The sequence below is a fragment of the Acinetobacter sp. AB03 genome (genome assembly GCF_058107045.1).
Map to the genome: position 1 here is coordinate 813,442 of NZ_JBUEBA010000002.1, position 14,858 is coordinate 828,299.

General features: G+C 40.1%; 12 protein-coding genes and 2 pseudogenes. 8 read left to right on the plus strand and 6 right to left on the minus strand.

Annotated features, from left to right (window positions below; all coding sequences use genetic code 11):
* The 3 genes and pseudogenes from ACY3FQ_RS04290 to sucD form a co-directional block, all read left to right on the plus strand.
* Positions 1 to 299, plus strand: a pseudogene (locus ACY3FQ_RS04290) (dihydrolipoyl dehydrogenase); the annotation flags it as partial.
* A gap of 172 nt (positions 300 to 471) precedes the next feature.
* Positions 472 to 1,638, plus strand: coding sequence for an ADP-forming succinate--CoA ligase subunit beta (gene sucC / locus ACY3FQ_RS04295; protein ID WP_058870082.1), 1,167 nt, complete (start codon positions 472 to 474; stop codon positions 1,636 to 1,638).
* Positions 1,639 to 1,649: 11 nt separating this feature from the next.
* Positions 1,650 to 2,540, plus strand: coding sequence for a succinate--CoA ligase subunit alpha (gene sucD, locus ACY3FQ_RS04300; RefSeq protein WP_279690548.1), 891 nt, complete (start codon positions 1,650 to 1,652; stop codon positions 2,538 to 2,540).
* A 1,060-nt stretch (positions 2,541 to 3,600) separates the two neighbouring features.
* Here sucD and ACY3FQ_RS04305 read toward each other — a convergent pair.
* From ACY3FQ_RS04305 to trpS, 3 genes are all read right to left on the minus strand, one after another.
* On the minus strand, positions 3,601 to 5,289 hold the full coding sequence (locus ACY3FQ_RS04305) for a flotillin family protein (protein ID WP_489774386.1): 1,689 nt from the start codon (positions 5,287 to 5,289) through the stop codon (positions 3,601 to 3,603).
* A 77-nt stretch (positions 5,290 to 5,366) separates the two neighbouring features.
* The gene (locus ACY3FQ_RS04310) at positions 5,367 to 6,011 is read right to left on the minus strand and encodes a YqiJ family protein (protein WP_010327282.1); all 645 of its coding nucleotides are present in this window, start codon (positions 6,009 to 6,011) and stop codon (positions 5,367 to 5,369) included.
* A 460-nt stretch (positions 6,012 to 6,471) separates the two neighbouring features.
* Positions 6,472 to 7,485, minus strand: coding sequence for a tryptophan--tRNA ligase (trpS, locus tag ACY3FQ_RS04315; protein WP_004695576.1), 1,014 nt, complete (start codon positions 7,483 to 7,485; stop codon positions 6,472 to 6,474).
* A 197-nt stretch (positions 7,486 to 7,682) separates the two neighbouring features.
* Here trpS and ACY3FQ_RS04320 point away from each other — a divergent pair, with 197 nt between their 5' ends.
* Both ACY3FQ_RS04320 and ypfJ read left to right on the plus strand, forming a co-directional pair.
* Positions 7,683 to 8,609, plus strand: a complete 927-nt coding sequence (locus ACY3FQ_RS04320; protein ID WP_489773642.1) for a DUF808 domain-containing protein — start codon at positions 7,683 to 7,685, stop codon at positions 8,607 to 8,609.
* 41 nt (positions 8,610 to 8,650) lie between these two features.
* Entirely contained in the window at positions 8,651 to 9,556 is a 906-nt protein-coding gene (gene ypfJ, locus ACY3FQ_RS04325; RefSeq protein WP_058870080.1) for a KPN_02809 family neutral zinc metallopeptidase, read from the plus strand.
* 53 nt (positions 9,557 to 9,609) lie between these two features.
* On the opposite strand, the gene ACY3FQ_RS04330 is transcribed toward ypfJ, so the two are convergent.
* A complete protein-coding gene (locus ACY3FQ_RS04330) occupies positions 9,610 to 10,167 on the minus strand; it encodes a hypothetical protein (RefSeq protein WP_005400421.1) in 558 nt (185 codons plus the stop codon).
* Positions 10,168 to 10,390: 223 nt separating this feature from the next.
* Between ACY3FQ_RS04330 and ACY3FQ_RS04335 the strand changes: the two genes are divergently transcribed.
* On the plus strand, positions 10,391 to 11,890 hold the full coding sequence (locus tag ACY3FQ_RS04335; RefSeq protein ID WP_078388592.1) for a cation:proton antiporter: 1,500 nt from the start codon (positions 10,391 to 10,393) through the stop codon (positions 11,888 to 11,890).
* A gap of 114 nt (positions 11,891 to 12,004) precedes the next feature.
* Positions 12,005 to 12,328, plus strand: a complete 324-nt coding sequence (locus ACY3FQ_RS04340) for an MGMT family protein (RefSeq protein ID WP_183174794.1) — start codon at positions 12,005 to 12,007, stop codon at positions 12,326 to 12,328.
* A gap of 43 nt (positions 12,329 to 12,371) precedes the next feature.
* Here ACY3FQ_RS04340 and ACY3FQ_RS04345 read toward each other — a convergent pair whose 3' ends face one another.
* Positions 12,372 to 12,812, minus strand: coding sequence for a universal stress protein (locus ACY3FQ_RS04345; protein ID WP_004695589.1), 441 nt, complete (start codon positions 12,810 to 12,812; stop codon positions 12,372 to 12,374).
* A gap of 297 nt (positions 12,813 to 13,109) precedes the next feature.
* On the opposite strand from ACY3FQ_RS04345, the gene ACY3FQ_RS04350 reads away from it, so the two are divergent.
* Positions 13,110 to 14,648: a KAP family P-loop NTPase fold protein gene (locus tag ACY3FQ_RS04350; RefSeq protein WP_489773643.1), complete on the plus strand. Its 1,539-nt coding sequence runs from the start codon at positions 13,110 to 13,112 to the stop codon at positions 14,646 to 14,648.
* 74 nt (positions 14,649 to 14,722) lie between these two features.
* On the opposite strand, the pseudogene ACY3FQ_RS04355 reads toward ACY3FQ_RS04350, so the two are convergent.
* Positions 14,723 to 14,858: pseudogene (locus ACY3FQ_RS04355) on the minus strand (IS5/IS1182 family transposase); the annotation flags it as partial.

The window sequence follows — 14,858 nt, forward strand, 5'->3', positions numbered from 1 at the left end:
TAAAAACGGGTCAATTTGGTTTCGCTGCAAACGGCCGTGCAATGGCTGCGGGTGAAAATGCTGGTTTCGTGAAGTTTGTTGCTGATGCAAAAACTGACCGTTTACTGGGTATGCACGTGATTGGGCCTGCTGCGTCTGATATCGTACACCAAGGTATGATTGCACTTGAGTTTGTATCTTCGGTTGAAGATCTACAGTTGATGACTTTCGGTCACCCAACATTCTCTGAAGTGGTTCATGAAGCTGCACTTGCAGTGGATGGTCGAGCGATTCACGCAATCCAGCGTAAACGCAAATAAGACAACGAAAAGAGCGACTACGGTCGCTCTTTTTTGTTTCAGGTGTTGTCTTCTCATGAAGAATCATCTAAAAATAAAGACAAGAAGTTTTAAAAATCCAAAATGGTTACTGTGATAGTAAACAGTTTCGGTGCAACAAAAAGTAAATAAGCAGTAATAAAAAGGTTAGTCGATGAATTTACATGAATATCAAGCTAAAGCGCTATTAAAAAAATATGGTATGCCTGTTCAAGAGGGCGTACTTGCCACCACTCCAGACGAAGCAGTAAAAGCCTTTGAACAAATAGGCGGAAAATTTGCTGTCATGAAAGCCCAAGTGCATGCAGGTGGTCGTGGTAAGGCGGGTGGCGTAAAAGTTGTAAAGTCAGCAACGGAAGCTGCTGAATATGCAAAAAGCATCATCGGGACCAACCTTGTTACCTATCAAACCGATAGCCATGGCCAACCTGTAAATAGCGTACTTGTCGCGGAAGATGTTTATCCTGTAGAGCGTGAACTGTATTTAGGTGCAGTGGTTGACCGCTCAAGCCGTCGTGTGACCTTTATGGCTTCAACCGAAGGTGGCGTCGAAATTGAAAAGGTTGCTGAAGAAACCCCTGAAAAAATTATCAAAGTTGAAGTTGATCCCTTGGTCGGCTTATTACCATTTCAAGCACGTGAAGTTGCATTTAAGTTGAACCTTAAAGATGGTCAAGTGAATCAATTTGTGAAAGTGATGTCTGCTGCGTATCAAGCATTCATCGAGAATGACTTTGCTTTATTTGAGATTAACCCGCTATCTGTGCGTGAAAATGGTGACATCCTATGTGTCGATGCCAAAGTGGGGATCGATTCAAACGCGCTGTATCGTTTACCAGAAATTGCTGCGCTACGTGATAAGTCACAGGAAAATGAACGGGAGTTGAAAGCGTCTGAATTTGACCTCAACTACGTCGCGCTTGAAGGCAACATTGGCTGTATGGTCAATGGTGCGGGCCTTGCGATGGCAACCATGGATATTATTAAACTCTATGGCGGCCAACCTGCGAACTTCCTTGATGTCGGCGGTGGTGCAACCAAAGACCGTGTGATTGAAGCGTTTAAAATTATTCTGGCAGATACCTCTGTACAAGGGGTATTGATTAATATCTTCGGTGGAATTGTACGTTGTGACATGATTGCTGAAGCAATTATTGCAGCGGTTCAAGAAGTAAATGTGACCGTACCTGTGGTTGTTCGTTTAGAAGGGAACAATGCTGAATTGGGTGCCAAATTACTTGATGAATCAGGTTTGAAATTGATTTCTGCAAATGGCTTGTCGGATGCCGCAGAAAAAATTGTTGCTGCAGTAAAAGCGTAAGGAGTATCAATATGAGCGTATTAATTAATAAAGACACCAAAGTATTGGTACAAGGTTTTACAGGCAAAAATGGTACATTCCACTCATCACAAGCGCTAGATTATGGAACCAAAGTCGTTGGTGGGGTAACTCCTGGTAAAGGTGGCACAACCCATCTAGATTTACCTGTATTTAACACCATGAAAGATGCCGTTGCAGGCACAGGCGCAGATGCGACTGTGATTTATGTGCCAGCACCGTTTGTATTAGATTCAATTATTGAAGCAGTGGATTCAGGTGTTGGACTGATTGTGGTCATCACAGAAGGTGTGCCAACTTTAGACATGCTCAAAGCTAAGCGTTATCTTGAAACCAATGGTAATGGCACGCGTTTAATTGGTCCAAACTGTCCGGGTATTATTACTCCCGGTGAATGTAAGATCGGGATTATGCCAGGTCATATTCATCAACCAGGTAAAATCGGAATTATCTCTCGCTCTGGTACATTGACGTATGAAGCGGTTGCGCAAACGACTAAGCTTGGTTTAGGTCAATCCACCTGTATTGGTATTGGTGGTGATCCAATTCCGGGCATGAACCAAATTGATTGTTTGAAACTGTTCCAAGAAGATCCGCAAACTGAAGCGATTATCATGATCGGTGAGATTGGTGGTACGGCTGAAGAAGAAGCAGCTGAATATATTCAATCGCATGTGACTAAACCTGTGGTGGGTTATATTGCCGGTGTAACAGCACCGAAAGGCAAGCGTATGGGACATGCGGGAGCAATTATTTCTGGTGGTAAAGGGACTGCTGAAGAAAAGTTTGCAGCATTTGAAAAGGCGGGGATGGCGTACACGCGTAGCCCAGCAGAACTCGGTTCAACGATGTTCCAACTTTTAAAGGACAAAGGTTTAGTTTAAGCCTTTTATATTTTAAAGGAAAAAGCCGTATGTCTTAATTGCACATACGGCTTTTTTGTGGAGAGCATATTGGTTTGCCCTAATACATTTCTCTGTATAAAAATAATATGGGGGTTAGAGTGTTTAAACTCAGCTGAAAACTATATTTAGCCTCATTGAAAAAGCCATATTGGACAAAAGACAAAATGGTTAAATTAGAGCAAGATTTGCTATGTACTTAACAATCTGAGAATTGATAAATATTTGGTGTTCACTGTTTATATAGGAGACTATGCTATATTCATAATTAAAATAATTCTTTTGAAGACATAATATTACAGATGTTAAAGCCGATTCATTTATTGTTTTGTCGTTGCTTATTCTTGTTCGGGCTAGCGATGAATAGCGCTTATGCTGAAAATGAAGACGTCTACTTGGCTGAGTCTTTGAGTGATGATATTTTCCACTATTATTAGCAGTTAGCGGCACAACATGATGAAGAAGAAAACGATTATACATTGATCAATAACGATTTTTATGAGAATGAGTATATTCGCGTATTTAACTACACGGCTTACAATTCGGATAGTTTGAGTCATAAATTGGGGACAGGGGAGTTTCACAGTTCTGACTTGGATATGCTTAGTGTTTCTTTTGGGTATGGTATTGAAATTAAAGTCAACAAAAGAAATAAAGTTGGATATGAGTACCTTTCAAATTTTCCTTATGATCGTGGGCAATTGATTCGTTTCTTTTGGGTACGTTTGCACTAAATAGCTTAATTCTATTTATTCATTAAAAAGTTTTTTCCGTTACTGTGTTACTGTTTAGAATGTTTTCACTCAATTGTAAGGTCTAGGATGTTTACATTACTTCTTTGAATTCACTGGTGGCGAGTGAATCGACTTAAGAACGAAGATAACTTAAATTTTTATAATAGATGATGGGCTTACGGTGCTGAGTGAATTCTTAGGTTTATCGTTTTAAAAGCTTAAATGTGTATTTTGTAGAAAGTTGAATATTAAAGCAGATGATAAGAAACGCGACAGATCGTCGCGTTTTTGGATTGTAAGTCTAACTACTATTGAGCTTTGCTTTGCGGTTTTAAGCTTTGGGTTAAACCATTGATGTCGCCGCCTTGAATCCCCAGTTCATTCATCAAGCTGTCAATTAATGGTGCTTGGGTACGATAGCGTAGCGCACTATTCACCACTTGATCAGACAAAGCAACTTGTGAAGATTCCGCACCATCACCTCCAGTTGTAGCTGAACCGACATTGCCTAAACCGTTAACCTGTAGAATTTTAATGTCATCAATGTTTTCCATCGGCTTAACACTTTCACGAATGATCTCAGGTAAGTATTTTAACAATGCTAGGCGAATTTGCATTTCAACTTGCTCAGGAGATAAGACGTTGTTGGCCTCATTCACTGCACGTGTACCATCCGCGTCGACTTGGTATTGTTTTTCCATTGCCTGAGCCAACAGTATTTTGGCATCTGCTTCACCTTTGGCTTTTAAGCGAGCTTGTTCAGCTTGAGCTTCCGCAGCAATACGAACGGCTTCGGCATCATCGGCAGCAGCTTGTTTGCCTGCTTCAGCTGCAACCGTAATCGCAATCGCATCTTTTTCTGCAGCTTGTTTCGCCGCAACCAACTCAACTGCTTTTTGACGCTCAGCACGCTGGGTTTCACGTACGGTAATCACTTCTTCTTCAGCTTTAACCGCTTCAGCGCGGGCACGGTCAGCAGAAGCTTTGGCTTCAGACTCTTCACGCGACTTTTCAGCAATTGCAATGGCACGTGACTGTTCAGCCAGCTCAATGGTTTTCTTTTGTTCAACCTGCGCTTGTTCAATAATTTGTGATTTTTGAATATTTTGGCTTTCCACATCACGTGCTGCACCAATACGCTTTAACTCGACTTCACGCTCAGCTGCAATACGTGCTTCTTCTGCTTCACGCTTTTTCTCAGCTTCTTGTGAGGCAATTTCAGCCAGTTGCTCTGCACGGCGAATTGCAATTTCACGCTCTTGCTGTAGTTTGGCGTATTCTTCTTCACGAATGATTTGTAGGCGCGCTTGTTCTGCTTCTAAGTTTTTGGTCTTAATGGCAAGGTCAGCGTCTTGCTCGATATGATTACGTTTACGACGACGGTCTTCAATTGTTTCTGTCAGCTTGGTTAAACCTTCAGCATCGAATGCATTCTGAGGGTTAAAGTATTTAAAACCTGTTTGGTCTAAACCTGTTAATGACACCGTTTCAAGCTCTAGACCATTTTTATGTAAGTCTTCAGACACCACTTGTTGTACTTTTTGCACGAAGTCCACGCGTTTTTCATGCAACTCTTCCATCGCCATTTCAGCAGCGACTGCACGCAAGGAATCGACAAATTTGCCTTCCACAAGGTTCTTCAACTCATTTGGAGACATGGTTTTTTGTCCCAAAGTCTGCGCGGCCACTGCAATTGATTCAGCCAAAGGTTTTACACGCACATAGAACTCCGCCATGACATCGACACGCATACGGTCACGGGTAATGAGCGCTTGGTCATCAGCACGGCGAACCTCTAAACGTAGCGTGTTCATGTTAACAGGGATAATTTCATGTAATACAGGCAGTACAATTGCACCGCCACCTAAAATAACTTTTTCGCCGCCAAAACCTGTACGTACGAAAGAGATTTCTTTGCTGGAACGACGGTACAGACGGGCAATAATAATGCCGATAGTAACCAGAGCTGCAAAGATAATCCCTGCAAGAATAAGAATGTAAGAATGTTATAGAAATTGTTGCTGAGCATAAGGGTCCCGATTTTATTTAAAGTTATAAGTACAAAATGAAAGAATTAAAGTGAAATGGCCTTAAAGCCAATCTTGGTTTTTTGAGTCAAAATGACTTCTTGACCTTGAGAAAAATGAAGGTCTGTTTCAGGTTCAACCAGCACATAATGCGTTTGCCCAAACTGATCTTGGACTCGTGCTTGAGCAGGTGAGTTGACTTTAGCTTCACCTAAAATAATCAGTGCTGTTCGTCCAATCAGCTCTTCACTGTAAATTGCTGTGGTTTCATCTTGTGGCAAAATTTTAGCAATCAGCATGGCGCTGTAACGAATCATAGGCATCGAAAGTATGAGGCAAAGTGGTGCCATGATCCATGCACTCCAATAGCTTCCCGTCCAAGTTTGAAGAATGGACTGTAGAATAAAGCCACTTAAGCTATATAGAGTGAGGAAGATAATCAGCCAAACCAAGAGAGGAACACGGCCAATAAACAACCAATCCAGCAGGGCGTTGAGCCAACCTTGATCGGCATCTAGTGCAATGTCGACGTCTTTAGTACTGCCTAAGTCATCAGGTAGGAATTGGTCAAGTAGGCCTTGTGAGCCGCCCCCTAACACCAATAGAATCAATTCGAGCAGTCCCAATAAAAACATCAGACTGAGGCAAATACTAAAAATTAAATTGGATGGGTGAGTAAATAATTCCCACATTCTAAAGGTTCTCTATTTTTATGCTGTTATCAGTTAAGTGTAAATTTTTAAAAAGAATTGTATTGAAATTGGGCTTTAGCATAGCATTCAAAAAACAGAATGTCTAAGTTTGTTGGCACGTAATGAGAAAGCGGATTTAATTGTGATTTGACAAATTTTAGGCAAAAAAATACGCAATGATTGGGGTATTCATTGCGTAGAACTACGAATCTGTTGTTACACAGTTTCGGTAAAAAGGAGAAACGTTATATCTCAGGGTTAATCTAAGCTATGGACTTATCATAAGGGCTGTGCATTCTTATTTCATGAGTATTCACGTTAATTACTGTAAATTTAGGTTAACAAACGACACTAAATGTCAGTTTTTGAGATGCATGTGGCTTATTTTTGTTTGTTTAGTGATCAAAAAAGCCTTTCTCAGTGAGAAAGGCTTAAATATGCGCTTTAGTTTAAGAACGGATTAGAAATGAAACACCCCTAAACCCGATTTAACTTCATCTAGAGTCTGTTGAGTAATATCACGACATTTGTCTGTACCAGTCTTCAAAATATCCATGATGTAATCAGGATCTTTCGCAAGTTCCATACGACGTTCACGAATTGGCGTGATCAGCTCTTTCAATACGCCTTCAAGACGTTTTTTCACCGTACCATCGCCTAAACCGCCACGGCGGTAATGTGCTTTCAGTTCTTCAACTTCTTCTTTGTTTGGATCAAACGCATCTAAATACGTAAATACGATATTACCTTCAACCTGACCTGGGTCTTCAACACGCAGGTGGTTCGGGTCGGTGTACATCGCATTAACAGCTTTTTTAATGTCTTTATCGGTTGCATCCAACACAATGGTATTGCCCAAAGATTTCGACATTTTGGCTTTACCATCAAAGCCAGGTAAACGACTCATATTAGAAAGCAGGGCCTTACATTCAGGCAGTAATTCCTGACCAATCTGACGGTTTAAGCGGCGTACGATTTCATTGGTCTGTTCGATCATTGGAATCTGGTCTTCACCTACAGGTACAACCGTTGCTTTAAATGCGGTGATATCTGCTGCTTGTGCAACTGGGTAGCATAAGAAACCCGCTGGAATATCACGTTCGAAACCACGCATCTGAATTTCAGACTTGATGGTTGGGTTACGTTCTAAACGAGACACAGTCACAAAGTTGAGATACAACATGGTGAGTTCATTCAGCGCTGGTAAGCTCGACTGCACGCAAATGGTGGTTTTGGTTGGGTCGATCCCGACTGCTAAGTAATCTGTGGCAACTTCAAGAATATTGCGGCGAACTTTTTCAAAGTTATCGGCATTGTCAGTAAAGGCTTGCGCATCGGCCAATAATAAATGCTGATGGTGTGAATCCTGCAAACCCACACGTGAACGTAAAGATCCGACAAAGTGCCCTAAATGAAGTTGTCCCGTTGGACGGTCGCCTGTCAAAATAACAGGACGGTTGTCTTGATTACTCATTATCTATTTCCAAAGTCGTCGTAGCGACATGCTATTTTCAAAGAATGCAGACATTGTACGGCATAATCTTTTTCAATGTCAGTCTTAAAAAAACTGCAGTGAAAAAATTATAAAATCAGTTAAATTTCAAAAAACAAATATTCAAAAGCTTAGATCACAGATTAAAATGTCAGAATTCTCAAGATGGATAAAAATAAATGGCGAGTAGCTTATTAATATTACTAGATGATATTGCCACGATATTAGATGACGTTGCGGTCATGAGTAAAATGGCGGCAAAAAAAACGGCGGGTGTTTTGGGCGATGATTTAGCACTCAATGCTCAACAGGTCAGCGGGGTTCGTACTGACCGTGAGCTGCCTGTGGTTTGGGCTGTGGCAAAAGGCTCTTTTGTTAATAAATTAATTTTAGTCCCTGCGGCGCTGTTGATTAGTGTGGTTGCACCGTGGCTGATCACGCCACTGTTAATGATTGGTGGTTTATTTCTATGTTATGAAGGGGTCGAAAAAGTCCTGCACAGTTTGCATCACAAAAAAGCCAAAACCGAAGAAGAAGCCAGCCAAGAATTAACTGCGATTGAAACGGATATGGCGACTTTTGAAAAAGATAAAGTTAAAGGGGCGATTCGTACCGACTTTATTTTGTCGGCAGAAATTGTAGTGATTTCACTGGGGACTGTGGCTGCTACAACTTTTTCAACCAAAGTCATGGTGTTGTCTGTAATTGCCATTTTAATGACCGTCGGTGTGTATGGTTTTGTGGCGATGATTGTCAAAATTGATGATTTAGGGCTGTATCTAACTCAGCAAGCCTCTTCATTTAAGCAAACTATTGGCCGTGGTTTATTGGCTTTTGCACCAAAACTGATGAAGACCTTAACCATCGTGGGCACTATCGCGATGTTTTTAGTGGGTGGTGGCATTATTTCCCACGGCGTGCCTTTATTGCATCATTTCACTGAAGGTTCAGTGGATTATGCTGAACATATTCCAACTGTGGGAAGCATTGTGGGAGCATTAACCCCAACACTGATTAACTTAGTGATTGGTTTTGTGGCTGGTTTGATTGTATTGGCTATTGTGAGCTTGATTAAAAAAGTTTGGCCGAGCTCAAAAAAGGCATAAACTGGATCGGGTCAGCATGTATTAGAAGAAGGAAGAGTGCTATGCGTTGGAAGGGACGTCGTGTCAGTAGCAATGTCGAGGATCGTCGCGGTGGTGGCGGTGTCAAGGCGGGTGGCATCAGTATTTTAGGGCTGATCGTGGCCTTTGTGGCATGGAAATTTCTAGGAGTCGATCCGCAGCAAGCCTACCAAGCCACTAAACAAGTGACCGCACAAACTGGAGCGGCAGAAACTCAAGGTTTGGATAACCCAACGCCTGATCAGCAGGAAGCGATGGACTTTGTCGGTACTGTACTGGCCGACACTGAAGACACATGGGGTCAAATTTTCCAACAGCAATTGGGACAACAATATGTTCCACCGAAGCTGGTGATGTTTTCAGGAGTGATCAATTCGGGTTGCGGTACTGCTCAGTCTGCAATGGGGCCGTTTTACTGTCCAGCAGATCAGAAGGTGTATATCGACACCGCTTTCTTTAAAGACATGCGGACTCAAATGGGGATCGGCGGTGAGCAAAACCAAACGGAGTTGGCGCGCCAAGATCAAGCGGGCGACTTTGCTCAGGCTTATGTAGTGGCACATGAGGTTGGACATCATATTCAAACTATTTTAGGGATTTCTGAACAAGTACAAAAGGCTCGTGCACAGGGCTCAAAAGCACAAGGCAATGCTTTATCGGTACGCCAAGAGTTACAGGCTGACTGTTTAGCAGGAGTATGGGCGCATCATAACAATCAACGGACCCAGTTCTTAGAGCAAGGAGATGTTGAAGAAGCGATGGATGCGGCACATAAGATTGGTGATGATTACTTACAAAAGCGGGCAACAGGGCAAGTGGTCCCTGATAGCTTTACCCATGGAACTAGTCAACAGCGTATGACTTGGTTTGGCACGGGCTTTAAGTCGGGTCAAGTTGAAAGTTGTGATACTTTTAATCAAGCCATTTAAGCTATAAAAAAGAGGCGATTGATCGCCTCTTTTTTTATTTCAAGCAATTCATTCTAGCGGTTTAAGAACTGCTTAAAGTTTCGAGCAATACGGACACTCACATATAATGCAATACAGGCAAATAACAATACCCCAAACACCACATACTTTAAGTTGCTCATATCTGCGTGGTAAAACTGCTGAATTTGCTCAGGCGTATAACGCAATGTTTTAACATCTTGTGTCCGTGTATCGAGATAACTGACTTGCTGAATATAGTTAAACTGCCCCGCTTTGAGTAGTTCAATTGACTGAATTTGGCGGGTATGTTGTTCGTTGTAGTCATCTACACAAATGTCAGTTAAATAATGATCACAGCTGAGTTTGGCGATATAACCCTGATTGGCCACATGCAAATAAATATGATCATCGGGAGCTTTATTGTTTGAAAGTAGAACCAGTGTTTGATCGGGACGAGAGTTCATTTTAAAACTTTGGGCTGAGGCAAAAGTTTGCTCAGCCTGTAAAATTTCTTTGGTTTTTGCAAAGCAGGTCAGAAACAACGCAAAGGTGGTTAGGAAAATAATCAGTGCGAAGAACATCCGAAAGATGGTTTTAAAAGTGAATTGCATAGGAGATCAAACTTGGCCAAAGGGAAAGTTCACGCATAAAAAACATGCATATGCGCTATGTTAATTCATCATCAGGAGAAATGTTAAAAAAATTATTTTTTTCGGGCGTTGATGTGAAAAATGATTAAAATATTTCGAGCATCAATGTGTATGAAATGAATTTTTATTCCATAGATAAGCACTGAAAGCCGCCATCTCCCCAACCGCCCAATTTGGAAGTTCAATGGGAAATTATTTTTTTCTACAAGTTTTTACCGTTATATTTGCATTATCCATTGCAACGACTATTTTCAATAAACGTATTTTAGGTTTTCCCCAAGCTATTGGCGTACCCATCGTTTCTGCCATTTTTGTCTTTATTTTACAGTGGGGCGCGAGCCTGCTGAGTGGTAATCAGTTTATTACCATCAATATTCACAACATTGAAGAAGCGGTTCGTCATATCGATTTTTATGATTTTTTAATCAATGGCGTGATTTGCTTCATTTTGACCTCTTCTGCACTGAAGTTCAAAGTCTCAGATTTACGTAGTTATTGGAAGCCAATCAGTATTTTAGCCAGTATTGCGTTGGTTCTGTGTGCCGTGTTCTTTGGGGTGGTGCTTTATGGTTATCAGTTCATCATTGGGCAGCATGTCGATTTATTGGTGCTTTTGCTGTTGGGTGCTGCATTGGGTGCAACGGACCCGATTGGGATCAAAGGCGTACTCAGTTCGGTACGTGCACCCCATCATTTAATGGTCAAGCTCGAAGGCGAATCACTATTTAATGATGCCATGTGTATTGCCTTGTTTATGACGCTTTTAAACGTATTACAAGGTGAAAACTTTACCGTCATGGGGGTATTGCAGACCTTACTCTATGAAATTTTTGTCGCCGTCATTATTGGTTGGGCCTTTGGTTTAGGGATCTTGCGACTACTACGTGGTAAGCACGAAATGGAGTCTCTCATTTTAACCACAGCACTCTTGGCCTGTGGTTCGTACTTGGTTGCACTGTTTGCCCATGCTTCAGCACCGATTGCATGCGTCATCGGTGGTTTGATTGTGGGGAATAAATGGAAAGAAATTTTACAAGAGCGCGAAATACGGGAAGTGAACCATTTTTGGCATACGGTTGAAGGGATTATTAACTCGTTCTTATTCACCTTAATTGGTTTGGAACTGTTTATTTTAGATCTCAGCTTTAGTCTAATTTTTGGTGGCATCATCGCTTTTATTATTCTGCATGCTTCACGTTTTGCAGCGAACTATTTATCTTTTGCCTTTTTTCCCTCTTTCCGTAAGAAAAGTTATAACGGAAGTTTGGCGATTTTGTCATGGGGCGGAGTACGGGGAGGGATTTCCTTAGCACTGATCTTAGCGGTAGCTAACGTACCTGAGTTAAGTGAATACAGCAGTATTTTGATTGGTTATACTTTTATCGCCGTGTTGCTTTCAGGTATGGTCTGCGGTCTAGGATTACCTGCTGTAATGAATGCGTTTTACTACAACCCGAATGAAGAAAAGACAGGTTTTAAAGGTTGGTATCAACGCCTGTGTAATAAAATGAACCGTAAAGGTTTCAAGTATATTATTGGTGAAGATGCACAGGGCTATGAAACCATTATTGTCTATCAACCTGAAGCATTGATTGATGTTAAAGCGGATGACGGCATTGCCGCGGTGCATAACCCTGAGCGAGTTCAGGAAGTGAAACGGCTGGAAAGTCCTGATAATTTTTAGTGATTTGCTCAATCAAGAAGCCCCTGTATTGGGGCTCTTTAGAATGAATGAGCTGGTTTATTTGAATCAAATAATGATGTCATTATGGAATACTTAGAATAGGGCACATTTGAAATGGCAGAATCGATAGTCAAAGAACTAGCCCCGATGATTTTTCAGGTGATCGCTCAGATTCCTTATGGGCGGGTAGCCAGTTATGGACAAATTGCACGTTTAGCAGGCATTCCCAAACATTCGCGTTTAGTGGGTTATGTGCTGAAACATATGGATGCAGACAGTAGTTTACCTTGGTATCGGGTAATCAACTCCCAAGGGAAAATTAGCCTAAGTAAACTGAATGATCAGGGACAGAACATTCAAGCACAGTTACTTATGGCGGAAGGTATTTTAGTGATTGGGGACAAAGTGAAAATGAAAGAGTTTCAGTGGGATATTTAAAATAGAAATGCTCTACTTCCGTAGAAGTAGAGCACTCGATGTATTACTGGCGAACAACTAAAACAGGAATGTGCGCTTCACCTAAAACACTTTGTGCAACACTACCTAGGAATAAACGTTTTAAACCTGTGCGGCCATGAGAGCCAATGACAATCAGGTCTGCTTTAGATGTTTCTGCTTCTTTGATAATTTCACGGTGCACCACCTGACCTTCAAGTAGTTTTGCTTCAACTGGAATGCCCAGATCGCTAAATTTAGCCGCAGCTTCCTCTAGCGTTTTCAAAACTGAAGTACGCGCACGTTCAATTAAGTCATTGGTTTGAGTTGCAGAAATGTATTCAGCTGCAATGTAAGGGTCAAGTGCAAGTACTTGAACGACTGTAATTTTACCGCCAAATGCTTTAGCAAGTTCAGCCGCTTGCGCAACTGCTGCATATGATGTTTCTGAACCGTCTACAGGGACTAAAATGTTTTGGTATGCCATGGTTGTTTCTCCTTATTATCAACTGATTATACGTGCAGATTTCTGTTCTAATGTATCACGGGTTAAATACAGCTTATATCTTGATAATAGCTGTATTTTTTAAAGAATAAAACCTAGTAAATTCATATGGATATTTGCATATGAAATGCTAATTTCTCACTTCTAAATTAGCACAAAAGCGTGTGAATAATAATCAATTTAACACTAAAGTTGAATGTAAATGTAGCGTTTAAGAAACATAGGCTTTGCCTAAAAAATAGCTTATATTTATGAACAACTTACTACTTTATAAATACGATGACAGATACGAATCAACTGAATTGGCAACGAACAAATTTAGAGAATATAGAAACAGCTTGGGAAGGTGACCTTTGGGATCGTAAGCGTTTGGGTATTCAACTAACGAATTATGTTGATCGTTTGCAGTGTGGAGCTGTACTCGCTTTAGATGCTCGTTGGGGGGAGGGTAAAACTTGGTTTGTTCGACACTGGCAAAAACATTTAGAAGATGAAAATCATAATGTGATTTATCTAGATGCATTTGCTAATGATTATTTAGATGATCCATTTTTAACTATCGCTGCTGAGATTAGCCAAGCATTTAAAAGTTCAGACAATATTGATGATGAAGATGTGAATAGTTTTAATGAGAAAACGGCATCTGTCTTAATTTCTTTAGCCGCAATACTTCCTGTAATCGCAGCAAAAGCTGGCTTGCATTGGATTGGTCTTGGTGGTGCAGGTGAGGCACTTCAAGAAGTTTATAAAGATGGCAAAGATGTTTATGACTCAGTTAGTGATGAAATAACTGGGAAACTCAAGGAACATATAGAAAAGAAAATTGAAAATCATCACTTAGAAAAAGAGACGATTCAAGATTTCAAAAAGGAGTTAAATCAATTAGCTGATAAGTTAGAAAAACCATTAGTTTTTATTATTGATGAACTTGATCGTTGCCGTCCTGATTTTGCAATTCGTTTGATTGAAAGGATTAAGCATTTCTTTGATATTCCTAAAATTGTTTTTGTTTTAGTGATGAATAAGCCACAATTGCTACAATCAGTTAAAAGTTTTTATGGCTATGATTCAGAAATGAATGGCGATTACTTAGAAAAATTTGTTGATTTCACAGTCCATTTACCAACTAGTAAAGATGCTTATGATTTTGAAGAAGTAATAAAATTTCAACTCTTTCGAATAGGGGAACTCAATTCTTTTGAAGATACTAATGAGTTGTTTTATTGGGCACTTGGATTGCAATTAGATAAAAAATTAAACAGTAGAGAGTTGAGTAAAAAAATTAATACCTTTGCTTTATTAAGAACTGAAAATTTACATAAAAATCTAATTTTACTTAGTTTAATAATGGGACAAGAACCTTATGTGAATTATCATATTTATATTAATACCGTAGTAAAAAAAATAAATACGTATTTCTGTACGGATAAAAGAAATTTTTTAAGGAAGCATAATTTAAATGTATGGGGAAATAATGGTGTTGATGATATAAGTGATGCCGAATGGTATAGATTAGACTTCCTTCATAAATCATTTTTCAATCAATTTAATTGTTTATATTTCACCCAATTTAAATTGAAAAATAATATTCATTACTATGCTCCTAATGTTATTTACCGTAAAGAGATAGCAAGTGAAACTTGGTTTAAACTTAAACTACTAAGATTTTCAGAGCGAGATTATTTAACAAATCAAGTGAAATTACCTTCTGACTACAATTTAAATCTTTTGATTTTTGGTATTCCTCAATTCTTAATTAGAAGGCTTTGTGTGAGAACATCTAAAATCCCTCAAGTCCCTCGAGAATGGATCAATTAAATTTTAAATGATATTTTTAATCGGCTTTGTTGCACAAAGATTTTAAATGCAAAGCGCCCCTAATTGAGCCAAATTTAAGGCGTAACTTGGGTAAGTGGTCGACCTAATTCCGTAAATCTGTTAAGGACTGCTACACGTGCATGGATCTCATTCACTTGACTATCAAAACTCCTTGCACTGAGTTTATCTCCTAATAATTTGATGCAATGC

Coding starts and splice junctions, on each gene's coding strand:
- ACY3FQ_RS04345 (WP_004695589.1), bottom strand. CDS start 12,812: ATGGCATACCAAAACATTTTAGTCCCTGTAGACGGTTCAGAAACATCA.
- ACY3FQ_RS04330 (WP_005400421.1), bottom strand. CDS start 10,167: ATGCAATTCACTTTTAAAACCATCTTTCGGATGTTCTTCGCACTGATT.
- ACY3FQ_RS04310 (WP_010327282.1), bottom strand. CDS start 6,011: ATGTGGGAATTATTTACTCACCCATCCAATTTAATTTTTAGTATTTGC.
- ypfJ (WP_058870080.1), top strand. CDS start 8,651: ATGCGTTGGAAGGGACGTCGTGTCAGTAGCAATGTCGAGGATCGTCGC.
- ACY3FQ_RS04350 (WP_489773643.1), top strand. CDS start 13,110: ATGACAGATACGAATCAACTGAATTGGCAACGAACAAATTTAGAGAAT.
- sucD (WP_279690548.1), top strand. CDS start 1,650: ATGAGCGTATTAATTAATAAAGACACCAAAGTATTGGTACAAGGTTTT.
- trpS (WP_004695576.1), bottom strand. CDS start 7,485: ATGAGTAATCAAGACAACCGTCCTGTTATTTTGACAGGCGACCGTCCA.
- sucC (WP_058870082.1), top strand. CDS start 472: ATGAATTTACATGAATATCAAGCTAAAGCGCTATTAAAAAAATATGGT.
- ACY3FQ_RS04340 (WP_183174794.1), top strand. CDS start 12,005: ATGGCAGAATCGATAGTCAAAGAACTAGCCCCGATGATTTTTCAGGTG.
- ACY3FQ_RS04335 (WP_078388592.1), top strand. CDS start 10,391: ATGGGAAATTATTTTTTTCTACAAGTTTTTACCGTTATATTTGCATTA.
- ACY3FQ_RS04320 (WP_489773642.1), top strand. CDS start 7,683: ATGGCGAGTAGCTTATTAATATTACTAGATGATATTGCCACGATATTA.